Annotated in this window: 18 protein-coding genes and 1 pseudogene; 12 read left to right on the plus strand and 7 right to left on the minus strand. The window is 71.8% G+C overall.

The features are described 5' to 3' along the window. Nucleotides 1–631: 631 nt before the first annotated feature. From RCG67_RS12215 to RCG67_RS12235, 5 genes are all read right to left on the minus strand, one after another. Nucleotides 632–1,666: a hemolysin family protein gene (locus RCG67_RS12215; protein ID WP_368826579.1), complete on the minus strand. Its 1,035-nt coding sequence runs from the start codon at nucleotides 1,664–1,666 to the stop codon at nucleotides 632–634. Beyond that, nucleotides 1,663–3,093 carry a hemolysin family protein gene (locus RCG67_RS12220; RefSeq protein ID WP_368826581.1) on the minus strand — a complete coding sequence of 477 codons (1,431 nt, stop codon included), beginning with the start codon at nucleotides 3,091–3,093 and terminating at the stop codon, nucleotides 1,663–1,665. Before RCG67_RS12220 ends, RCG67_RS12215 begins: the two co-directional genes overlap by 4 nt. Nucleotides 3,094–3,320: 227 nt before the next feature. Next, nucleotides 3,321–3,689, minus strand: coding sequence for a hypothetical protein (locus tag RCG67_RS12225; RefSeq protein ID WP_368826582.1), 369 nt, complete (start codon nucleotides 3,687–3,689; stop codon nucleotides 3,321–3,323). Nucleotides 3,690–3,699: 10 nt separating this feature from the next. Then, a complete protein-coding gene (locus tag RCG67_RS12230) occupies nucleotides 3,700–6,321 on the minus strand; it encodes a cation-translocating P-type ATPase (protein WP_368826584.1) in 2,622 nt (873 codons plus the stop codon). A gap of 445 nt (nucleotides 6,322–6,766) precedes the next feature. Continuing rightward, the gene (locus RCG67_RS12235) at nucleotides 6,767–7,891 is read right to left on the minus strand and encodes a zinc-binding dehydrogenase (protein WP_368826586.1); all 1,125 of its coding nucleotides are present in this window, start codon (nucleotides 7,889–7,891) and stop codon (nucleotides 6,767–6,769) included. Nucleotides 7,892–8,104: 213 nt separating this feature from the next. Here RCG67_RS12235 and RCG67_RS12240 point away from each other — a divergent pair. Beyond that, nucleotides 8,105–8,317, plus strand: a pseudogene (locus tag RCG67_RS12240) (aa3-type cytochrome oxidase subunit I); the annotation flags it as partial. 466 nt (nucleotides 8,318–8,783) lie between these two features. On the opposite strand, the gene RCG67_RS12245 reads toward RCG67_RS12240, so the two are convergent. Next, the gene (locus RCG67_RS12245) at nucleotides 8,784–9,440 is read right to left on the minus strand and encodes an isochorismatase family protein (RefSeq protein ID WP_368826588.1); all 657 of its coding nucleotides are present in this window, start codon (nucleotides 9,438–9,440) and stop codon (nucleotides 8,784–8,786) included. Nucleotides 9,441–9,580: 140 nt separating this feature from the next. On the opposite strand from RCG67_RS12245, the gene RCG67_RS12250 reads away from it, so the two are divergent. The 3 genes from RCG67_RS12250 (at nucleotide 9,581) to RCG67_RS12260 (ending at nucleotide 12,809) form a co-directional block, all read left to right on the plus strand. After that, nucleotides 9,581–10,543: a GlxA family transcriptional regulator gene (locus RCG67_RS12250; RefSeq protein ID WP_368826589.1), complete on the plus strand. Its 963-nt coding sequence runs from the start codon at nucleotides 9,581–9,583 to the stop codon at nucleotides 10,541–10,543. A gap of 297 nt (nucleotides 10,544–10,840) precedes the next feature. Next, complete coding sequence (locus RCG67_RS12255; protein WP_368826590.1) at nucleotides 10,841–11,917, plus strand: SDR family oxidoreductase; 1,077 nt, start codon at nucleotides 10,841–10,843, stop codon at nucleotides 11,915–11,917. A 337-nt stretch (nucleotides 11,918–12,254) separates the two neighbouring features. Next, a complete protein-coding gene (locus RCG67_RS12260) occupies nucleotides 12,255–12,809 on the plus strand; it encodes a dTMP kinase (RefSeq protein WP_368826592.1) in 555 nt (184 codons plus the stop codon). A gap of 114 nt (nucleotides 12,810–12,923) precedes the next feature. On the opposite strand, the gene RCG67_RS12265 is transcribed toward RCG67_RS12260, so the two are convergent. Continuing rightward, nucleotides 12,924–13,958 carry an MBL fold metallo-hydrolase gene (locus RCG67_RS12265; protein WP_368826593.1) on the minus strand — a complete coding sequence of 345 codons (1,035 nt, stop codon included), beginning with the start codon at nucleotides 13,956–13,958 and terminating at the stop codon, nucleotides 12,924–12,926. A gap of 429 nt (nucleotides 13,959–14,387) precedes the next feature. On the opposite strand from RCG67_RS12265, the gene RCG67_RS12270 reads away from it, so the two are divergent. The 8 genes from RCG67_RS12270 to RCG67_RS12305 all read left to right on the plus strand — a co-directional run bounded on the left by RCG67_RS12270 (nucleotide 14,388) and on the right by RCG67_RS12305 (nucleotide 22,576). Continuing rightward, entirely contained in the window at nucleotides 14,388–14,762 is a 375-nt protein-coding gene (locus RCG67_RS12270; protein WP_368826594.1) for an ArsR/SmtB family transcription factor, read from the plus strand. Beyond that, nucleotides 14,759–15,295, plus strand: coding sequence for an SRPBCC family protein (locus RCG67_RS12275; protein ID WP_368826596.1), 537 nt, complete (start codon nucleotides 14,759–14,761; stop codon nucleotides 15,293–15,295). Before RCG67_RS12270 ends, RCG67_RS12275 begins: the two co-directional genes overlap by 4 nt. A gap of 358 nt (nucleotides 15,296–15,653) precedes the next feature. Further along, the gene (locus RCG67_RS12280) at nucleotides 15,654–15,953 is read left to right on the plus strand and encodes a hypothetical protein (protein ID WP_368826597.1); all 300 of its coding nucleotides are present in this window, start codon (nucleotides 15,654–15,656) and stop codon (nucleotides 15,951–15,953) included. Nucleotides 15,954–16,269: 316 nt separating this feature from the next. Continuing rightward, on the plus strand, nucleotides 16,270–17,787 hold the full coding sequence (locus RCG67_RS12285; protein ID WP_368826801.1) for an ABC transporter substrate-binding protein: 1,518 nt from the start codon (nucleotides 16,270–16,272) through the stop codon (nucleotides 17,785–17,787). Nucleotides 17,788–17,830: 43 nt separating this feature from the next. Next, on the plus strand, nucleotides 17,831–18,772 hold the full coding sequence (locus RCG67_RS12290) for an ABC transporter permease (protein WP_368826598.1): 942 nt from the start codon (nucleotides 17,831–17,833) through the stop codon (nucleotides 18,770–18,772). Then, nucleotides 18,765–19,610, plus strand: a complete 846-nt coding sequence (locus tag RCG67_RS12295; RefSeq protein WP_368826599.1) for an ABC transporter permease — start codon at nucleotides 18,765–18,767, stop codon at nucleotides 19,608–19,610. Before RCG67_RS12290 ends, RCG67_RS12295 begins: the two co-directional genes overlap by 8 nt. Further along, nucleotides 19,603–21,267, plus strand: coding sequence for an ATP-binding cassette domain-containing protein (locus RCG67_RS12300; protein WP_368826600.1), 1,665 nt, complete (start codon nucleotides 19,603–19,605; stop codon nucleotides 21,265–21,267). The genes RCG67_RS12295 and RCG67_RS12300 overlap by 8 nt, the downstream gene beginning before the upstream one ends. Beyond that, the gene (locus tag RCG67_RS12305; protein ID WP_368826602.1) at nucleotides 21,254–22,576 is read left to right on the plus strand and encodes an MFS transporter; all 1,323 of its coding nucleotides are present in this window, start codon (nucleotides 21,254–21,256) and stop codon (nucleotides 22,574–22,576) included. The genes RCG67_RS12300 and RCG67_RS12305 overlap by 14 nt, the downstream gene beginning before the upstream one ends. Nucleotides 22,577–22,712: the final 136 nt, after the last annotated feature.

The raw sequence follows: 22,712 nt of genomic DNA on the forward strand, positions 1-22,712 counted from the left end.
TTGCGCACGTGGAACACGTAGTCGAACAGCAGCAGGCCGACGATCGCGACGATCGTCACGGCCCACACGGTAGTGGAGACGTCCATGGGAATTGGCTTTCCGGGTCGGGTGCAGGACCGCCGTAAGTCTCTCCGCCGCCCCGGCAGGGACCGCTGTGGTCCGTGCTGCCGAGCTGGGCCGCTGCGTCCGGCCGGGAATCGACTCCCCGACGTACTGACGTCCGCAGCGCTGAGGGATACTCCCCTAAAGCTCCCCCGATCCTATCCGAGGATCCGTGCCGCCCCTGTCACGAAGGACACACACCGGGCCGCGTGTCCCCGGGACGGGCTGGCGGGGCGGCGACCGCTCCGCGGGAGAAGTTGGTTCACCGATCCGCAGATCCGCCACGCGGTGGAGCCGACCGGGACCGGGGAACCGGCCGGCCGGATCACCTGCGATCTGGGGAAGTCGCGAACGCCCCTGTACCGACGGATCCGGGAGCTTCCACGGCCCGCCGGTTGATGCGGCCGTGGTCGGCGGGCTCCCTGATGCACCTGCAGACGGGCAGGAGCTCATGGGGTGAGAAGGTCCGGCCGAGCTGAATGATCACCACGGCTGGGGCTGCCGAGCACGATCGCGGTCGCCGGTCGCGTTACTGACTGGTGTGCTTCTCCTCGGTGAGCTCTCGGGGCAGGACCCGTCGCAGAACGTCGGAGAGGGTGATCACGCCGATGAAGCGGCCGTGCTGCATGACGGCGGCGAGCTGCTCGCCGGCCGCCCGGACCTGGGCCAGGGCCTCGTACACCGGGGTGTCGGCCTCGAGCACGAACGCCGGGCGGGCCAGGTCCCGGACGGGCCGGTCCGGCGGCTCGAGCAGCGTGTCGCGCACGTGGACCACACCGGGGGCACCGGAGCCGGGGTCCTCCACGAGGATGCGCAGGTGCCCCGACCTGGCGGCGGCTTCCTGCACGTCGGCCGCGGTGGCCCGGACCGGAACGGTGGTCGGCGTCGTGCCCGGTGCGACCAGTGCTTGGACGGTGAGCTTCTCGAGCTCGAGCACGCCGGACAGATGCGTGCGGAAGGACGCGTCGAGCGCGCCCACGGAGGCGGAGTGCTCCACGAGGTGCCGGATGGTGTCGACATCGTGGCCGCCCACGGCCGCCCGGTTCACCGGGGTGACACCGCTGGCCTCGACCAGCCGGTTGGCGATCGCGTTGACCCAGCTCAGGAGCGGCCGCACCAGCCAGATGAAGCCGCGGGAGGGCACGCCGATCAGCTTGGCCGAGGTCTCGGGGTAGGCGATGGCCCAGGACTTGGGCGCCATCTCGCCCACGACGAGGTGCAGGAACGTGACGAACAGCAGGGAGAGACCGAAGGCGGTCCCGTCGGCCAGTCCCTCCGGTGCGCCCCAGGAGGCGAACACGGGGCTCAGCCACGCGTCCACGGCCGGTTTGGTGACCGCCCCCAGGGCGAAGGTGCAGGCGGTGATGCCCAGCTGCGCGCCGGCGAGCATGATGGTCAGCTCGTTGATCCCGCGCAGCGCGGCACGGGCGGAGCGGTTGGTCGCGGCCTCGGCCTCGAGCCTGTGGCGGCGCGCGCCCAGCAGGGCGAACTCGACGATGACGAAGAAGGCGCTGAGCACGATGAGCAGCGCGGTCACGGCGATGACGGTCAGCGGATCGCTCATCGGTCCTCCTCGCTCTCGGTCTCGGCCTCGGTCTCGGAGCGGATGGCGGTGCTCCCGTTCGGGTCGGCGCCGTCGGCAGTGATCTCGACGAGCCGCACGAGCAGCTCACTGGGCACGTGCCGGGAGAGCTCCAGCACTTCGACGTCGAGGACCCGGTGGACGGGGCGGTCGAGGACGAGATCGCGGGGGTCGTCGGCCAGTTCGACCCGCACCACCTCGCCGGAGGCCGGGAGCTCACCGCGGTGGGCGATGAGCAGGCCCGAGATGGTCTCGTAGTCACCGTCGGGCAACTCGTAGCCGACCGCCCGTTCGACCTCGTCGACGTGGATGTCACCGCTCATCCGCCAGGCGTCCCCGTGCTGGGGCGTGATGGTGGCGGGCGGCTCGTCGTCGTGCTCGTCGGTGATCTCCCCGACCAGCTCCTCGGCCAGGTCCTCGACGGTCAGCACTCCGGCGAAGCCACCGTACTCGTCGATGATGCAGGCGATCCTCTTGCGCGACTCCGTCAGCTGCGCCAGGGCGTCGGGCAGGGACATGAGCGTGGGTAGCACCAGCGGGGGCGCCATGATGGAGGAGACCGCGGCGTCGTCGGGCGCGCTGCCGCGCAGCAGATCGGTGAGCTGGACGACGCCGAGGGGCTCCTCGGTCGCGGAGATCACCGGATAGCGGGTGTGCTCGGCCGCCATGAGGACGCGCAGCTCACCCACGGTCGTGTCCGGGGTGACGGTGCCGACCTGGGAGCGGGGGATCATGGCGTGCTCCACGTCCCGGTCGGGGAAGTCGATGATGCGGTCGATGAGCACCGAGAGCTCCTCGGGCAGGTCCCCGCTCTCTCGGGAGTCGGCGACGATGCGCTCGAGGTCCTCGACGGTCGCGGTCGTGTCGACGTCGTGCACCGGCTCCACGCGCACCAGGCGGAGCAGGGCGTTGGCGGCGTGGTCGAACACGGTGATCAGCCAGCCGAAGAGACCGAGGTAGATCGTGGTGGAGCGGGCCAGAGCGCGGGCGAGCGGCTCGGCATTGGCGATCGCGAGATTCTTCGGGTACAGCTCGCCGAAGATCATCTGCACCACCGCGGCCACGACCAGGGCCACCACCGTCCCCACCGAGATGCTCAGCGCAGCCGGCACTCCGGCGCCGCCGAGCAGCACGCCCAGGGACTCACCGACCATGGGCTCGGCCACGTAGCCGATGAGCAGACCGGTGACGGTGATGCCCAGCTGGGCGCCCGAGAGCATGAACGAGGTCCGGCCGGTGACCTTCAGGGCGCGCTGGGCGGCCTTGTCGCCGGCCTCGGCGCGGGCGCCGAGCTTGGCGCGGTCCACCGACATGTAGGCGAACTCCTGGGCGACGAAGTACCCATTGGCGGCGATGATCGCCAGAATCACCACGATCCCGAGGAGGAGAGTCAGGGCTGCGGCGATCATCGGGAGCTCACCCCCGCAACGGGGGAGCCGGGCGAGAGCGTGCGGCGCTGGTCAGTCGTGGCGGGCGAACAACAACTGTCTCCCGGGTCGTCGGACGACCCGGATCTGGCAGGCGATAGGCCCATGGTGCTGGTTCACACTCTTCGTGATCGAGGGAGTCGGAGTCGTTCCATCGTACATTTTCCGATGCGCGGCCAGGAGCGAGCAGTGCCCGGGCGGACCGTGGCCTACTGCAGCACCGGTAGCAGCAGCCCGAGGAGCACGAGGGCCGCCCCGCAGACCCCCAGCGCCCCGGCGAGGCGGTGCGGGCTGGTCAGTCTCCACTGCTCGGGGTGCCGGGAGTGGAACCAGACGATCACGTCCGCCCCCGGGGCGGGTGCCGGTGAGCAGTGCCAGGGCTCCTCGTGGATCTCGTAGCGGGTGGTGTGCCAGCGCAGGCAGTGCGCCCCGTCCCGGAGGACGTGGATCGCCTCAGTCCGGTGCCACCGGGCGTGCAGGCAGCGGATGATCAGGGCGGCCGCCACCAGGGCCACACCGGTGTTGGTGGTGGCGGCGCTGATGACTTCGAGCAGAGCCGCTCCACTGAGTCCGGTCACGACCCTGAGCCTAGCGGCCCGCGGGGCGGCTGCTCGTGCGGTGCTCGTCCTTCCAGGACTCCTCCGAACCGGTGGTGCTGGGTCGGCGCTGCCCAGCGGCTCGGGTGCGGGCGCGGGTCATCCGCACCGTCTGGGTGAGGAGCAGCGGCAGCGGGGCCAGGGCGGCCGCGACCCACCAGCCGCCGGCCGGCAGCAGCGCCAGGCCCAGCACTTCCCGCAGCGGGGTGATGCCCAGGGCGGCGGCCTCCAGGGCCACGGTGATGCCCAGCGCCGCCCAGAGGTAGGGGTTGCGGGTGGCTCCGGTGAAGCCGGAACCGTGCTCGGAGCGGGCGTTGAACACCGCCAGCAGCTGTGCGCTCGTCACCGCCACGAACGTGGTGGTCTGGGCCTGGGCCGGGGACAGATCCAGCGGGCCCAGGGCCAGGAAGTAGGCGGCCAGCCCCACCGAGGCGATCAGCACGCCCTGGACGAGGATGCGCGCCAGGGTGCCGCGGCCGAGCACCGGTTCGCCCTTGGGGCGGGGCCGGTCCTTCATCGCGTCCTGGCGCCCGGGTTCCAGGGCGAGGGCGAAGGAGGGGATGACGTCGATGACCAGGTTGTTCCACAGGATCATCAGCCCGGCCAGCGGGGCGCTGAACCCCGCGGTGAGGCTCGTGGCGATCAGCAGCACGATGCCCAGATGCCAGCTGAAGAGGAACTGCCCGAAGCGGCGGATGTTGGCCACGATCCGCCGGCCCTCCTCCACCGCGGCCTCGATGGTGGCGAAGTCGTCGTCCATCAGCACGATGTCGGCGGCCTCCCGGGCCACGTCGGTGCCGGACCGGCCCATGGCCACCCCGACGTCGGCCTGGCGCAGGGCGGGGGCGTCGTTGACCCCGTCCCCGGTGACGGCCACGACCTCCCCGGCCGCCTGCAGGGCGCGCACGATGCGCAGCTTCTGCTCCGGGGCGACCCGGGCGTAGACGTCCACGTCCCCGGCGATCTCCGCGAACCGGTCGGAGTCGAGGGCGGCGAGCTCCTGGCCGGTCAGCACGTGGGCGGCGTCCATCCCGATCTGCCGGGCCACCGCCTGGGCGGTGCGGGGCTGGTCGCCGGTGACCATCACCACCCGGATCCCGGCCTCCCGGAAGGTGTCCACCGCCTGCACGGCCTCCGGTCGGGGCGGGTCCTGGATGCCGACCACCCCCAGCAGCTCGAGTTCCTCGTAGGCGCTCTCCCCGGGGTCGGTGCCGTCGTCGATCTCCCCCTCGGCGACCGTGCGGCGCCCGATCGCGAGGGTGCGCAGCGCCCGGTGCCCCATCTCCTCGGCCGCCCCGGCCAGCTCCGAGTGCTCCTGTCCGGTCAGCAGCACTTCCGGGGCGCCCTTGGCGTGGACGGTGGAGCCGACGACCACGGCCATCCGCTTGGACTCGGAGTCGAACGGGTCCTCCGCCCGCCGCGCGCGGCCGGCGCGGAGTCCACGCCAGTCCACTCCGGCGGCCTCGGCCGCCCGCAGCAGGGCGGTCTCGGTCGGATCCCCGACCTCGTCGCCGTCCTCGGCCAGGTCGGCGTCGTTGGCCAGCACGGCGGACTCCCACAGGACGTGCTCCTCCACACCGTCGGCGAGGGCGAGGTCGACGACCTCCATCACGTTGGTGGTCAGCGTGCCGGTCTTGTCCGAGGCGATGACGGTGGTCGAGCCCAGGGTCTCGACGGTCGGCAGGCGCCGGACCAGGGCGTGTCGCTGGGCCATCCGCCGCATTCCCACCGTCAGGGTGAGGGTCGCCACGGCGGGCAGGCCCTCGGGGACGACCGCCACGGCCAGGGCGATGGCCACCTCCAGGACCTCCTCGACCGCCAGACCCCGCCACAGGCCGATCGCGATCAGCGCCCCCGTCAGTCCGACGACCACGATCGACAGCGTCCGGCCCAGCCGGTCCAGGCCCTCCTGCAGCGGGGCGCGCCCGGACTCGGCCTGGTCCACCATCGTGGCGATCTGCCCGACCTCGGTGTCCAGGCCGGTGGCCACCACCACACCGCGGGCCCGGCCCGACTGCACCGTGGTCCCCATGAACACCATGCTCAGACGGTCCCCGATGCCCGCCTCGGTCTCGACGGCGTCCAGGGACTTCTCCACCGGATCGCTCTCCCCGGTCAGGGCCGACTCCACCACGGTCAGCTCCGAGGCCTCCACCAGGCGCAGGTCCGCCGGGACCCGGTCGCCGGCCTCCAGGCTCACCATGTCGCCGGGCACCAGCTCGACGGCGTCGACCTCGTCGCGGGAGTCCTCGCGCTCCACGTCGGCGACGGCCGAGGCCAGACCGCGCAGCCCCTCGACCGAGCGCACCGCGCGCAGCTCGGTGACGAAGCCCACCACGGTGTTCACGACCAGGACCACGGCGATGGCGGCCGCCTCGATGTACTCCCCGATCAGCACCCCGGCCACCGCGGCCACGGCCAGCAGCACGACCACCGTGCTGCGCACCTGGTCCAGCAGGATCCGGGCGGTGGGGACCTTCTGCTGAGCGCCGAGCTCGTTGCGGCCGTGGCGCTCACGGCGCCGGGAGACCTCGGGGTGGGACAGCCCTGTGTCCGGGTCCACCGACAGGGCCGCCAGCACGTCGTCGATGCCGGTGGCGTGCGGATCCTCCACCCGGAGCTCCCCGCCGCGCGAGGCCATCACCGGCCCCCCGTGCCGGTCGGACGAGCTGTGCGGGCTGGGTCACCCCCCATGCCCACAGTTTAAGAGGGGGACTTCCGCGACACCAGGTATGAGCTGCCGCTGGCCGGCTGACGGCCACTGACCCCCTGGAAGTCTTGTATCCGGTGGACCTCCCGTTCGGCCGATCCTGCTCCGGTTCCGTGGTGTTCGGCGGTCCGCCGGACCGTGCCAGTGGTCGGACGGCTCAACCGGGTGCCGGCGCGCCGCCGGCCGACACAGACGTCCTGCATCGGAGGCACGATTCCACGGTGAGGTGGGATCCGGGTGGACGCTGTGCCGGGTCCGGTGCCTGATGTCCGGAACGACGCCCTCACGGCTCGCGCCGGATGCCTCGGGTTGGTGCTCGGTCGGGGCGTCTTCTCGTGCGTCAGCCCTGTCAGGCGGGATCGGGGTGGGGCGGGACCAGGACGAGGTTGCCGACGTGCGTCCTCTCGAGGAATTCCTGTTGCGCGATCGCGATCCGGTCGAGCGGGAAGACCTTGGCGAGCAGCGGCCGGATCTCCTCGCGTTCGATGTAACGGATGAGGTCGGGGAAGACCTGTTCGTCCCACGCTGTGCACCCGATCAGGGTGAGGTCCTTCAGGTAGAGGGTGCGCATGTCGAGCTCGACCAGGGGACCGCCGATGGCGCCGGAGGAGACATACCGCCCACCCCGTACGAGGAGGCCGAGCAGCCCCGGGAAGCCGGGGCCGGCCACGTTGTCGATCACGACGTCCACGCTCTGCGCGTCCAGCAGGTCCGGTGGCTCGTGGCGCCCGATGACCTCGTCGGCGCCCAGGGCACGGACCCGGTCCTGTTTGGTCTCACCGGCCGTGCCGATGACGTGGGCTCCGCGTCGTTTCGCCAGTTGCACCACGGCCGATCCGACGCCACCGGAGGCGCCGGTCACCAGGACCCGGGTTCCGGTGGTGATCCCGGCGCGCCCGACCATGTTCTCCGCCGTTCCGTAGGCGCACGGGATGGTGGCCAGCTCCGCGTCGCTCCAGTGCGAGTCGACCGGGAAGACCTCGTGGGCGGGGACAGCGACGAACTGCGCGAAGGCCCCGTCGACGTCGGAGCCCAGCCAGGCGGTGTCCCACGAGGAGAAGCCCCGGGTGCGCATGCAGGGCCGGACCAGCACCCGGGCCCCGAGCACGGACTCGTCCCCGCCGGAACCGACGGCGACAACCCGGCCGCAGCAGTCCGCGCCCTGGATCAGGGGGAACGGGGTGGCCGCGTTCCAGCCCCCGTCCGGCCGCGCCGAGACGTCCCCGGTGAGGTTCTCCGAGGCGTCGTCGGTGCCGGCAGCCACTGAGGAGGAGTACCAGCCCAGTCGGGTGTTGATCTCGGTGTTGTTCATCCCGGCCGCCAGGACCTGGACGAGCACCTTGCCCTCACCCGGCTCGGGTATCGGGACACGGGACAGCACGAGCCGGTCGTAGTCGCCGACCCCGGTGGTGACGACCGCGACCATGGTCCGGGCGGGAGCGCGTTCCGCGGGGCGGGATGAAGGCGTGGCCATGGCCCCATCTTCTGCCACCCGGGCCAGGGGCGCCACAGAGTCGACGGTGGCGGTGTGCCTGTCGACGGGCCGACAGCGCGCACCGGCTGCCTGCCTCCGGTCAACAGCTCGCGTCAGGCGCACACAGTGCGGGACTGAGGTCAAGTGACCCCGTCGGGGGCTGAACTCAGGACCTTGGGGGCATGGCGCGGGGCAAGCGGCGGCGCCACCGTGTCCATGATCCCGTGGTTCTGGAACGTGCGCTCGACCTGGCGCAACGGCACGAAGGTCGAGGTCGACGACCCGTGGGGCTTCGGCGGCTCCCTGGAGTGGGCGACGTCGTGCCCGCCGCCGCGGCACAACGTCACCTCGCCGCCGCGGATCCGCTCCGAGCGGCCTGCGCTGGACCTGTGCCGCCCGGAGCCGGCCGCGGAGTCCCCGCAGCAGTCCCCGGTCGACGACGCCGCCATGGCCACGCGGAAGGATCGAGCCTCGTCCTCCGCACGGTGCAGTGCAGGCACTGGAAGGAAGAGGACTCCACCCCACCGAACCAGCGGATCGCCGCTCCGGAAGAGCCGCCGTGGCCGAACACGTGGCATGGGATGCCGGCGGTCGTCAGCATCCCCATCGGACTCACCTCGGCCCACCTGCGCGCCGTGTGAAGAAGCCGCCGACAGGTCACGGCCCTCTGACCGGTCGACGGGCCCGCCGACGGCGAACACCCCGCAGGACCGTTGACCGGCGGTCCGCCGCCGGGTGGCCGTCCAGCACGGGACGTCCGAGGCCGGTCCCCGGAGCGCGACCGAGGTCTCGCCGGATCCCGACGGGGGCATCAGCAACGGCAGGGCGCCTCCGGCGTGTGCCGGAAGCGCCCTGCGGAACGGCTGCGGTCGTCAGCGAGCGGGCGACGGCCTCAGGCGGAACGTCCGGCCACGGCGGCGTGCTGCTGGGCGCCGGCCACGGCGGAGCTGCCCAGGTCGCTGCCCGGCAGGGGCTGCCGGGCGTGCAGGGCCTCGACCCAGGCATCCGTCGAGGCGACGGCGGCCCAGTTGGAGTGCAGCAGGGTCATGAGCGTGGTGTGCACGGTCTCGGCGTCGACGGAGCCGGCGTCATTGGCGAGGTTGACCGCGCCCGTGGCGTCGGCGAGCACCTCGGTGGTGAAGCCGAGCCCCTCGCCCTCGACGGCAGAGGCCAGGACGCAGTTGTTCGTCATGTATCCGACCAGCGTGACGGTGTCGACTCCCTGCTCGCGCAGCCAGGTGGAGACGTCGGTGTCGGCGTAGACGGAGCCGTACTGCTTCACGACGGTCTTCCAGTTCTCGGTGCGGCGCTCCGCCACCTCTGGGTGCAGCTGGAAGCCGGGCTGGGTCGGGTCGAACACCGGCGCGCCCTCACCCATCGTGTGCTGGACCACGACGACGGGGATCCCGGCGGCGGAGGCCGCCTCGATCGCCTGGGCGATGCGCGGGACCGACTCGCTGTGCGGCGGGTGCTGGATCTCCAGCGGGCCGTCGCCGAAGTAGTCCTGCTGGACGTCGATGAGGACGAGCGCGCGCTGCGGGCTGGGCATGGGGGACTCCTGGGGTTCCGGCGGTCGCGGAGGTGCGACCGGTGATGGGTGCTCCTCCATCCTGCGAAGGCCGGTCAGGATCCACCAGTGGCGCAAAGGCCGACGTACGATGGATTCACGCCAAGCGGGAGGGGGAACGGGTGCGGATCGGGATCCATGCCTTCGACGGGATCACCATGTTCCACCTGTCGGTGCCGCAGATGGTCTTCGACGAGGTCGCCCGGCAGGGCCTGGGCGACTGGGAGACCTTCCTGTTCGGCGACCGGCCCGGCAGGATCCGCACCGCGGAGGGATACGGCATCGAGGGCATCCAGGCCCTGACGGCCGCGGAGGGTGCCGACGTCCTCGTGATGCCGTCGTGGTTCCTCGACGGGCGCCCGGCCGGTGCGGCGGTGCGCGGCACGCTGAGGGCGGCCCATGCCGCGGAGGCGACCATCGTCGGTCTCTGCCTCGGGGCGATCCCGGTGGCCGATGCCGGGCTGCTCGCCGGGCGCCCGGCCGTCACGCACTGGCAGGCCTTCGACCTGCTGGCGCAGCGGCATCCGGACCTCGCCCTGGACGAGTCGGTGCTCTACCTCGACCACGGCGACGTCCTCACCTCGGCGGGCACCGCATCGGGGCTGGACGCCTGCCTGCACCTGGTCCGGACACGCCTCGGGGCCGACGCGGCGAACAAGGTGGCTCGGAGCCTGGTCATCGCCCCGCACCGGGAGGGCGGACAGGCCCAGTACATCGAGCGCCCCCTGCCTCCCCGGCCCGACGACGACGCGATCTCCCGGGTCATGGACTGGGCCGGGCAGCATCTGGCCGAACCCTTGTCGATCGAGGTCCTGGCCGCCGCGGCGCACATGAGCACGCGGACCTTCGTGCGCACGTTCCGGGCGGCGACCGGAACCACGCCGGCCACCTGGGTGCGGACGCGGCGCCTGGACGAGGCCCGCCGGCTGCTGGAGACCACCGATCGGCCGATCGACACGATCGCAACCGACTGCGGCATCGGCAGCCCCGTGACACTGCGCCAGAACTTCTCGGCCGCCTTCAAGATCTCACCCTCGCAGTACCGCGCGCGCTTCCGAGCCGAGGCGGCCGAGCCCGAGGAGTGACCCCGTCGGTCCCGACGGGCGGGCGCCGAGGGAGCGGCCCTGGGCACCGGCGGGGTGGTGGCTCTGGTGCACGCGATCACCCGGTTCGGCGAGGACGGGTTCACCGACCTCTGACCGGGCCACCGCTGCACGCATGGTCCGGTCAGGGGTCGGGGACGATGGCCGCGCTGCCGTCGAGGCTCCGGCTCACGGGGCCGCCCTCTGCCGGGCAGCGGCTGGTGCCGTCGATTACTCCCTCCGCGCACATCGCCCCTCGGGAGCAGTGGTGCCCGGGGCACGGTGGCACAGTGGGGTCCCATGAACTCATCCGAGATCTCCGCCCGGAACGCCCTGGTCGTCGGCGCGAGCGGCATCACCGGCTCCGCGATCGTCGAGCAGCTCTCTGCCCAGGACTGGGACGTCGTGGCGCTGTCGCGCACTCCCGTGCCCGGCAGCACCGCACGGCACGTGAGCGCGGACCTGCGCTCGGCCGAGAGCCTCGAAGCCGCGCTCGCCGGTGAGCGGCCGACGCACGTGTTCTTCACCGCGTGGTCCCGCCAGGCCACCGAGAAGGAGAACATCGAGGTCAACGCCGGGATGATCCGCAACCTCCTGGCCGCTCTGGCCCACGCCCCGGTGGAGCACGTCGGGCTCATGACCGGGCTCAAGCACTACCTGGGTCCGTTCGAGGCCTACGGACAGGGCGACATGCCCGACACCCCCTTCCTGGAGGAGGAGCCCCGGCTGCCGGTGGAGAACTTCTACTACGCCCAGGAGGACGAGCTGTGGGCCGCCGCCGAGCGCCAGGGATTCCGCTGGTCGGTGCACCGGGCGCACACGGTCATCGGGCACGCGGTGGGCAACGCCATGAACATGGGACTCACCCTGGCGGTGCAGGCCGCGATCTGCCGGGAGACCGGCCGGCCCTTCGTGTTCCCCGGCTCCGAGACGCAGTGGAACAGCCTGACCGACATGACCGACGCCACGCTGCTGGCCGAGCACATGATCTGGGCTGCCACCACGGAGGCGGCCGGGAACGAGGCCTACAACGCGGTCAACGGCGACGTCTTCCGGTGGCGGAGGATGTGGCCGGTCCTGGCCGACTTCTTCGGGGTCGACTGGGAGGGCTTCCAGGAGGCGCCGCGGCCCCTTGAGGAGCAGATGCGCGACGCCGACGACGTCTGGGCCCGGATCGTGGCCCAGCACGATCTGGTCGAGCCGCGGATCGAGCGCGTGGCCTCGTGGTGGCACACGGATGCGGACCTGGGCCGGCCGATCGAGGTCGTCGCCGACATGAGCAAGAGCCGGCTGGCCGGGTTCACCGGCTATCGCCGCACCCAGGACTGCTTCATCAGCCTGTTCGAGCGCTACCGGGCCGAGGGCATCATCCCCTGAGCGGAGCCACTGGCCGGTCACCGCGGCACCCGTGATCGGCCCCGATGTCCGTCCAAGCACAACAGGAGGGGGCGGGCCTGACGGGCGGACCCTTTATGGTCTGTCCGCCGCGGCCGGCCGTGCTGCCGTCGCCGGTGCCATCCGCCCAGATGATGACGGTGCTGATGACCGAACCGTTGAGCGTCATCAGGATCTCAGCACCGCTGCCGGCGGGTCGGCCATGCTGACAGCAGTGTCCGGAGCAGTCGAGGGAGGGGGCCGGATGCGTCGTTCACCGGCAGGCCGATGGAGGTCGCGGCCCGATGGGCTCCGAGCTGGACGTGCCCCGAAGATCGTTGTGCTGCTGGGCATCGATGGGGCCGGCAAGACGACCACGGCGGCTGCGCTGGCGGCGGCGGGGCGGAAGGCAGGACACCCGGCGATCGTGCTGCGCAACCGATCCGGTCGGCGCTGGCTGGCGCGTGTCTCAGCACGCTGCGGGCTGGAGGTGTCCGTGCAGTGGGCGGACCGGTTCGAGACCGGAGTGCGCCTCGTCAACGTCCTGGTGTCCCAGGTGCGGGCAGGCCACCGGGAGGGTCTGGTGGTCATCGACCGTCATCTGGTGTGCCAATCGGTGCTGCGCCGGGGCCGGGGTCTGCCGCCGGGTCGCGTCCTGCCGTGGTTGGCGGCCCGGTCCATCCGGCCGTGCACGGTGGTCCTCCTCGACGTCCCGGCCCGGACCGCGCAGCAACGGATCCTGAGCCGGGGAGAGGACCACGAGTCGCTGGACTACTTGCGGGCCGCCCGCACCGCCTACCTGGAGCTCGCCGGAGCCGGGGGATGGCACGTGGTGGACGCGACCGGATCGACCGACGTGCTGGTCGCCCGGATCGCCGATGCTGCCGGCCTCTGACCGATCGGCACCATCCTGGACCTTCCCGGCAGGACGGGCCGTCCCGTGCTCGGCCGGCGGCTCGGGAGGTTGCCGGGGCTCAGGGCGTTCCTTCGCCCCGGGATCATTCGACGGTCAGCCGATGGCGATGGAGTCGAAGTCCTCGCTGATGATCAGTTCCCCGGAGAAGTTCTTCCCGGCCTCCTGCCACTTCTCGACCGGCCAGTTGCCGGGCACGAGGTGGTTGAGCACCAGGGTTCTCACCCCGGCGCGTTCGGCCACGCCCCCGACGTCCTCGATGGTGGTGTGCGCTCCGATCAGGTGCTGGTACTCGGCCTCGGAGGTCGCATCGCGCGGGGCGGGGTGGTGCTGGCCGACCCACTCCTCGGCGATGGCTTCGTGCACCAGGATGTCCGAACCCTTCGCCAGCTCCACGAGGTTCTCACTCGGGCTGGTGTCCCCGGAGAAGGTCACGGAGCCGGTGTCGGTGTCGAAGCGGTAGGCGAAGGCCGGGAAGACCGGGGCGTGCTGGACCAGGGTGGCGGTGACCTTGACCCGGTCGTCCTCGAAGACCTCGATCGGGCTCATCCTCGGGTGCGGGTCACCGTTGGGGTCGTCGGTCAGCTCGGCCGGCAGGGCGATGTCGCGGCCCACGAAGAACTCCCGGGGCGGGGGGTAGCCGGAGTCGATGATCCGGTCGTTGAAGTCCGTGGCGAAGGTCTTGATCATCGCCTCGATGGTCTCCCGGGTGCCCGGGGTTGGGTTGGCCGGATTGACCACCTGGTCGGCGGGGATCTGCTCGCCCTTGTAGTTGACCGGCAGCGCCCCGCGGTTGCCGGGGCCGAAGACCTGCAGCACCCGGTCGGGCACGGTCACGCCGTTCTGCAGACCGGTGCCGAAGATGTTGTAGAGATCGGAGATGTGGTCCGAGTGCAGGTGGGTGAGGAACACGGCCTCCAGGGCGTCCAGGGGACCGCGCATGTCCTGGTCCCAGGTGCCCAGCTTGGCCTTCTTGATCTGCTTGCCGACCCCGTCGCCGGCGTCGACGAGGTAGTACTTGTCGCCGACGACGACGGCGGAGGCCACGCCTTCGCGGTGGGAGTCGTTCCACCAGGGCGGCCCGCCGCTGGTGCCCAGCAGAACGATCCGGTTCCGCGCCTCGGTGGTCAAGGGCTCCCGGCCCGCAGCCCGGCCGGGAGCGGTCGAGGTGGGCGAGGCGGAGGCGCTTCCGCCGCTGGAGGAGGCTGCGCTGCCCGGGGCGCAGGCGGTGACCGCCAGCGGCGTCAGCCCCAGGGCGGAAGCCAGCCCGAGCGCGCGGCGACGGGAGATGCCTCCCGGAGAGTGGGCATGGTGATCGGATCCAGAAGCAGACATGGAGTTCCCCCAAGGATATGGCGCACGTCATGTGTGGAGATCCCAGTATGGAGCACCGCTCGAGGCCCGTGCCCTCTTCTGGGGGTTTATCCAAGACATGATCAGCGGTCACTGATACGTGTCTCGGATGAATATGCACACCTTTTTGGTGAGCGTGGGGAGCCTCCTGATGACCTTGCCTGAGATGTCTGGCAAATAGGTAACTGGAGGATTACCATAAGTGTCGTGGACGTGTTCACGGCTCTGGGGGACCCGGTGCGGCGGGCCCTGCTGCGGCGGCTGGCCGAGGGGCCGGCCCGGGTGGTCGACCTGGCGGCCGATCACGACATCAGCCGCCCGGCGGTCAGCAGGCACCTGAAGGTGCTCGGGGACGCGGGTCTGGTGGCCGGGACCGCGCACGGCCGCGAGCGGCACTACACCCTGGTGCCCTCCGCCCTGGAGCCGGTCGCCGTCCTGCTCGAGGAGCTCAGCGGTCGGACACCGCGGCTCCCGGAGCACGTCCTGGACGGACTCGACCTCGAGGTCCGCCGCACCGGCCGCGACCGCGCCGCCGGCCGGCAGGACCGGCAGGCCCGCACCGAGAGGAAGGACGCAGGATGACCGCACCACAGGCCACCGGTCGGCCCGAGACCCGCCAGGACGGTGAGTGGATCGTGTTCACCCGCCACTTCGGCGCTCCTGTCGAGGACGTGTGGGCCGCTGTCACGGACCCCGAACGCCTCGGGCGCTGGATCGGGACGTGGACCGGGGACCCGGCCTCCGGCAGCGTCACCTTCCGGATGACCGCCGAGGACGGCATGCCGGAGGAGGAGCATCACATCGAGGCCTGTGAGCCGCCGCGGCTGCTGCGCACCCGCGCACGCAGCGAGGGCCTGGACGGACAGGACCACGACTGGAGAGTGGAGTTCCGCCTCACCGAGGACGACGGTGGTACGACGCTGCACTTCGGCCAGGTCCTCCCGGAACCGGAGTGGGCGCACAACATCGGCCCGGGCTGGGACTACTACCTGGACCGCCTCGTGGCGGCCGAGACGGGCGGGGACGTCGCCGCGATCGACTTCGAGCGCGACTACTACCCCGCCCTGGTCCCCGCCTACGAGGAACGCTTCCCGGCCGCGCCCCGGCAGCCCTGACCCGCCGGCCTGGAGCGCGGGCCGGCTGCCGGGCGACGGCGGCCCGTGCTCCAGCACCCTCCGGCCCGTTCTCGCGCCGATGCAACGACATATTTCGTCGAGTGGTTCCGCGCCAGGGTCCGCTTCACTAGGGTCAGGGGCACCTGCGGGCGAACGCGAGGCCACACCGGTGCGTCGCCTGCCACTCTCGCAGTCCTCGGCGTCCACCAGCACGCCCGGTTCCACCCGGACCGCCGAGATCCCCGGGCCCAGCGACGGACCCGGAGATCCGGGAGGCGGAGCACTCCACCGGAGTCCTCGCACCCTGCGCGGGTGGAGACCGCCCCAGCACACCACTACAACGACGTAGGGAAGCGCGATGACCACGACCACCAGCATCCACTTCGGATCCACTCCTTCTGCGCCGCCGGAGACCGAGGGCCCCGGAGGGCTCCAGCTCCGACCCCTCGAGCAGACCTGGCCCAGCACCCCACCGGTCACCGGAGTCGGGGGTTCCCCGAGTCCTCGGAGCCGCGAGCGGGAACGGCCCGAGGACGACGAGGCCGTGGTCACCGCGGTGCTGGCCGCCGTCACCCGTCGTGCCTTCGGGGAACGACCCGAGGACGACGAGGTGATCCTCACCTACACGAGCGAGCCCGCCTGCCGGCGCGTGCGGTGAGGCCCCGCCCGGGCGCATCAGTGACCGAGGGCCGACGGGCCGGGAGGAGCCGGCTCGTCCGATGCCAGGAGTGTCCGCGGGTGCAGCATGGGCCGGGGTCGATGCGAGCCGATGTGCATAGCACATGCGCGGCGGAAATCGGCCATCACGCTGTTCCATGACGATTTCCCTCGTCCGGGTGGACCTCGGACTTAGGACTGCCTAACCTCTCCTCCGGGGGATTTCCCGATCCCTCGTGAGTCGTCGACGGACTGTCTGTCCGGGGACGTTGAACTGAGGTGGTCTTGTGCGCGCTGTGCTCCGGTCGTCGGTGCCCATGGGGGTGGTGGCCCTCCTGACCTTGTCGGGCTGTGGCTTCAGCGGTGGGAGCGGGGGGAGCGAGCAGGCGGCCGACCCCGATCAGCGCATCGTGGTGGACAACTTCCGTGCCCCGGTGGCGGACTGGGCTCTGGAGAGCGATGCCGCGTACATCCTGTCCCTGTCCGGGTGCCTGGAGACCCTGACGCGTTACGACGAGTCCCAGGGCGAGATCGTTCCGGCGCTGGCCACGGAGTGGAGCCAGGTCTCGCCCACGGAGTGGGACTTCACCCTGCGGGAGGGCGTGCGGTTCCAGGACGGCACCGAGCTCACGGCGGAAACAGTGGTGACGTCCCTGCAGAACGTCCTGGACGCGCAGGTCCCGGCGCGAGCCTTCAGCCCGGCCGTGGTCAGCGGTGTCGAGGCCGTCGGCGAGCGCACGGTGCGGATCACCACCCCGGCCGAGAGCCCCCTGGTTCCGCACCGGCTGGCCAGTGTCAACACCGGGGTGCTGGCCCCGGCCGCCTTCGAGGGCGAGACGGTCGACCCGTTCGGGCACTGCACCGGCCCGTTCACCCCCGTCTCGGAGCAGCCCGAGCAGTCCCTGACCCTGGACCGCAACGAGGGCTACTGGGGCGGGGACGTGCAGCTCGCCGGAGCCGAGGTGCGGTTCATCACCGACGGGGCGACGCGCGCGACCCAGGTGCAGACCGGTGAGGCCGACGTCTCCCTGTCCATCCCCGTCGCCAACCTGTCCGCCCTCGAGGCCGATTCCGACGTCGAGGTCCTCAAGGCCGAGTCCCCGCGGACCGCGACGCTGTACATGAACAACAGCAGGGCGCCGTTCGACGACGTCGACTTCCGCAGAGCCGTCCGCTCGGCGCTGGACCTGGAGGCTCTGGCCGGCAGCGTCTACGAAGGCGCGGCCCTGCCGGGCACCGGGCCCTTCGCCTCGTCGGAGCCCTGGGCCGCCGAGGGGGCCGGAACGCCGGACCAGGACGTCGAGGCGGCCAAGGAGCTGCTGTCGGCCGCCGGCTACACCGCCGAGCGGCCGCTGGAGATCATCGCGATCGTGGAGCGGGCGGAGTTCGCCGACGTGGCCACGGTCATCCAGGAGAACCTGAAGAGCATCGGCGTCCCCGTCACCATCACGACCAAGGAATACGCCGCGGTGGAACCGGACCTGCTGTCCGGGGACTACGACATGGTGCTCAGCCAGCGCAACCGGCTGATCGACATCGCCGACCCGATCGGTTTCCTCACTGCCGACTACACCTGCGAGGGCAGCTACAACCTCAGCCACTTCTGCGACGAGGACTACGACGAGCTCATCGCCCAGGCCGCCGCGACCGCTGACACCGAGCAGCGTTATCAGCTGTACGCCCAGGCGGGCCAGATCCTGGAGGATCAGGCGGTGAACGTCTGGCTGGTCAACGAGCAGGCCATCGACGCGGTCCGCACCGATCTGCAGGACTACGTGCAGGATCCGCTGTCGAGGTACGTGCTGCGCGCGGAGACGACGAAGCCCGGCTCGTGAGCGCGACCGGCATCTGCGGAGCCCCGAGAGCGCGAGGTCGTCGGTGACGGCGTTCCTGGCCAGGAGGACGGCGACCCTGGGGGTCACCGTCCTGCTGGCGTCCTTCGTGGTCTTTCTCATCCCCTACGTGACTCCCGGGGACCCGGTGCGCAAGATCATCCGGTCACGGGTGGCCGGAGAGGTGATCGACGACACCGTCGCCCAGGAACTGGCGCTCGAGCTGGGACTCCAGGACCCCCTGGCGGTGCAGTACCTGCGCTGGCTGGGCCGGCTCGCCGGCGGGGACATGGGCCTGTCCTACGCCGGCCGCACCCCGGTGATCGACCAGGTGCTGCCCGCCCTGTGGATCACGCTGAGCCTGGTGGTCCTGACCCTGGCGGTGGCCGCCGCGGTGTCCGTGGTGCTGGGGATCCTCGCCGCTCTGCAGGAGGGACGCCCGGCCGACCGGGTGATCACCACGGTCACCCAGGCCTTCATCGCGATGCCCGAGTACTGGCTGGCGCCGATGCTGGTTCTCGTCCTCGCCCTGAAACTGTCCCTGCTGCCCTCGGCCGGGTGGGAGGGCCCGGCGTCCGCAGTGCTGCCCGTGACCGTCCTGGCCCTGCGCCCGATCAGCTACTTCACCTCGGCCGTGCGTGAGGGGATGCTCGATGCGCTGGGTGCCGAGCACGTCGTCGCCGCCCGGGCTCGGGGGCTCAGCCATGTCCGCACCGTCGGGAAGCATGTCATACCCAACGGCCTGCTGCCGCTGACCACCCTGGTGGCCGTGTGGTTCGCCGGCCTGCTGGGGGGCTCCGTCATCGTCGAGGTCATCTTCGCGATCCCCGGCATGGGGCGGCTGCTGTACGACGCCGTGCTCAACAGCGACATCCCTCTCGCGCAGGGCGGTGTGGTCGTCGTGGTGGGACTGGCCGTCGTCCTGACCACCGCGGCGGACCTGGTCCACGGGCTCCTCAACCCTCGGCTCAGGGGGCACCGTGCGTGAGCGGCCGGTGCTCGCCTGGGCTGCCATCGCGGTGCTGGCGCTCATCGTGGTGTCCGTGGCGGCCTCGCCCTGGATCGCACCGTACCCGCCCGCTCACCAGGACCTCACGGCCAGGCTGGCCCCGCCCGGCCCGGCGCACTGGCTGGGCACGGACCACCTGGGCCGGGACACCCTGAGCCGGCTGCTGGACGGCGGCCGGTTCTCGCTGGTGATCGCGACCCTGGCCACGGTGCTGACCGGTGTGATCGGCACGGGAATCGGCGTGGTCAGTGCCCGCCGCCGGGGCTGGCTCGACGAGCTGTTCACCCGCACCAACGACGTCCTGCTGGCGCTGCCGGAGATGGTGGTGGCCCTGTTCCTGGTCGCCGTGCTGGGTCCCGGTTTTCTGTCCCTGGTGCTGGCCCTGACCGTGACCGGCTGGACGCCCTTCGCCCGGCTGGCCCGCGCCCTGGCCTACGACGTCTCGGCCCGAGGATTCATCGAGGCCGCCCGTGTGCTGGGGTGCTCGACGTCCTTCATCGTCTTCCGGCACATCCTGCCGCACCTGGCCGGCCCCTTGCTGGGGCAGGCCGCGCTGCGGTTCGGGCAGTTCCTGATCACCGTCGGAGCCCTGTCCTACCTGGGGCTGGGGGTGCAGCCGCCGCAGTCCGACTGGGGATCGATGCTGGCCGCGGCCCAGCCCTACGCCGACCGGGCGCCGGCGGCGATCCTGGCCCCGGGCCTCGTGGTCTTCACCGTTGCCCTGTGCGTGACCTTCCTCGGACAGCGCCTGGCACGCACGAGCAGCACCCGCATGCTGCTGGCCCCGACCTCATCGGAGGCGGCCCCGCATGCCTGAGGGCCTGGTCGTCGAGGACCTGCACGTCAGCCACCGGGCGCCCGTGCCCGCGCGCCGCTCCAGCACCGCGCCCGCGGACGGCGCCGGCGTCCGCCCGATCCTGTCCGGGATCGACCTCACGGTGGCCCCGGGGGAGTTCGTGGCCCTGGTGGGCGCCTCCGGATCGGGCAAGACCCTGACGGCCATGTCCGTCCTGGGTCTGCTGCCCCCGCAGGTGCACCGGGACGCCGGGACGATCCGGCTGGGCGGGGCAGACCTCACCCGGGCCGGTGAGGCGGAGCTGAACCGCGTGCGCGGCGGCCGGATCGGCATGCTCCACCAGCAGCCCAGGCGGATGTTCAACCCGCGCCGGACCGTCGGTGACCACCTGCGGGAGCCGCTGAAGCTCCACGCCGGGCTCCGCGGTGCGCGAGCTCGTGCACGGGCGCTGGAACTGCTGGCCGAAGTGGGGTTCGAGGATCCCCGGTGGTGCGCCGGGGCGCATCCGCACCAGCTCTCCGGGGGCATGGCCCAACGAGCCATGATGGCCCTGGCGCTGGCCGGCCATCCGGAGCTGCTCCTGGCCGACGAGCCGACCTCGGCCCTGGACACGGTGCTCGAACGGCAGGTCCTGGAGCTCGTCGACCGCGAACGACGCGACCGCGGACTGGGGGTCCTCTACATCACCCACAACCTGGCCACCGTCTCCGCCTACGCCGACCGGGTCGTGGTGATGGACGCCGGACGCGTGCAGGAGTCCGGGCCGGCCGGCACCGTGCTCAACGATCCGCGGAGCCCGTGCACGAAGGCCCTCCTGGACGCAGCGGCCCTCACGCCCACCGGCACCCCGCCCGCCATCGGCGGGACGCGCCCCGTCGTGGTGCTGGACCACCTCACCAAGCGCTTCGAGCCGAAGCGGCGGGCGACCCGTCCGGCCGTGGACGAGGTGTCCCTCGAACTGCGGGAGGGCGAGATCCTCGGGGTGCTGGGGCAGTCGGGCTCCGGCAAGAGCACCCTCGCACGGCTGATCGTCGGACTCGAGACACCGGACGGCGGGCGGGTCACCAGCACCCAGGACGCCGACCGCGGTGGCACCGGCGCGGCGGCCTCGCACATGCAGCTCGTCTTCCAGGACCCGCACGACTCCTTCGACCCCCGCATGCGGCTGCGCACCAGTCTGGAGGCGCCTCTGCTGCGCGAGCGGAACAGCACGCCCGAGCAGCGGCGGAAACGCCTCCACGGGGTCGTGCGGGAGGTCGGGCTGGACCCCGGACTGCTCGACAGGCATCCCGGCCAGTGCTCCGGAGGACAGCTGCAGCGGCTCACCATCGCCAGAGCCCTGCTGCTGGAACCGGCGGTGCTGATCTGCGACGAGGCCACCTCGGCCCTGGACGCGGTGACCCAGCGCACCGTCCTGGATCTGCTGCTGCGCCTGCACCGGGACCGGCGCCTGACCCTGGTGATGATCTCCCACGATCTGAGCGTGGTGCGCTACATGAGCCACCGGGTCGCTGTGCTCTTCCGGGGCCGCCTGGTCGAGCTCGCGGAGACCTCCCAGCTCTTCGCGCACCCGTGCCACGAGCACAGCAGGCAGCTGGTGGCAGCGGCACTGCCCCAGGTGTGCGCGATCCTGGACACGCACCCCCTGCCGCAGGAGCACCTCGATGCCCTTCGGTGACCACCGGACCGAGACCCGCACCCTGCTGGGTGCCCAGCTGGTGTTCAACATCGGCTTCTACGCTGTCGTGCCGTTCCTGGCCGGAGCCATGAGCACCGAGTACGGCCTGGACGCCGCAGCCATCGGACTGGTGCTGGGCGCCCGGACCTTCAGCCAACAGGGCATGTTCCTGCTCGGCGGGATGCTGGCCGACCGGTGGGGTGCCCGCCGGGCCATCCTCACCGGCTGTCTCGTGCGCATCGTCGGCTACGCCACGCTGGCGGCGGCGTCCGACTTCTCCCTGTTCCTGCTCGGCGCGGTTCTCACCGGTGCCGGTGGCGCCCTCTTCTCACCGGCCCTGGAGGCACGGCTCTCCCACGCCGATCAGCCGGCCGGGACGGGAGCGCCGAGCCGCGGACGGGGACGCCGGCGGTCGGTGTTCGTGTGGTTGGCGATCACCGGGGAGATCGGGGCCGTCCTGGGGCCGGTCCTCGGATCGATCCTCCTGGGGTGGGGGCTCGACGCGGCCCTGTCCCTGGGGATCGGCGTGTTCGCTGCGGTCACGGTGCTGCTCTGGTACCTGCTCCCGGCCGGACCGGACCGCCTGCCGCCCGACCACGGCGGTGCGGTGCCCGCCGCGGCACCCGCTGCGGCCGGCTCCCGGTGGGCCTGCCTGCGCGACCGGCGCTTCGTGCTGTTCTGCGCACTGGCCGGCATGAACATGCTGGCCTACCACCAGCTCTACTTCGCCGTCCCCGTCGAGCTGAGCCGACGAGGTCTCGACGGCGCCTGGCTCGGCGCGCTGTTCCTCCTGGCCTCGGTCCTGACCCTGCTGCTGCAGCTGCCTGTCTCCGCCGCCGGCCAGCGCATGGGCCCCGGCCGCGCCCTGGCGGCCGGCTTCGTGCTGGAAGCCGGTGCGTTCACCGGCGCGGCAGTGACCTCGATGCACCCCGGGGCCCCGGACGGCTCCCTGGTGCCGCTGCTGGGCGTCGTCGCCGTCCTGATTCTCGGCCACATGCTCCTGACCCCCACGATCCTGTCCCTGATCCCCTCGTTCGTCCCCGCGCAGGGGCCGTCCTCGGGGCGGGGCGCCTACTACGGGCTGGTCGCCACCTGCGGCGGTGTCGCCGTGCTGACCGGCAACGCCGTGCTCGGCCGGCTGCTCGACCTCACCGAGCAGCACCAGTGGTGGCCCGGCACGCCCTGGATGCCGCTGGTCCTGCTGGCGCTCCTGGCGGCTGCAGCACTGCCGGTCGTGCTCCGCGGACACGGCACGGCCCGGTCCGCCGACCCGTCACCCAGCACGGCGCCGTCCGGAAGAGCTCGCTGACGTCGACCGTGGGCCGGCCCGCGAAAGCCGTGGTCGAGGAGTCCGGGGTCCGTGGTCTGCGGGACCGGCTCGGCTCGACCGGCTGCGGGACCTCGTGGACGGAGCCGCCCTGGGTGGGACCCTCCGCCGGCGACGG

Source organism: Kocuria cellulosilytica, assembly GCF_040981245.1.
In the GTDB taxonomy this organism is placed as follows: Bacteria; Actinomycetota; Actinomycetes; order Actinomycetales; family Micrococcaceae; genus Kocuria; species Kocuria cellulosilytica.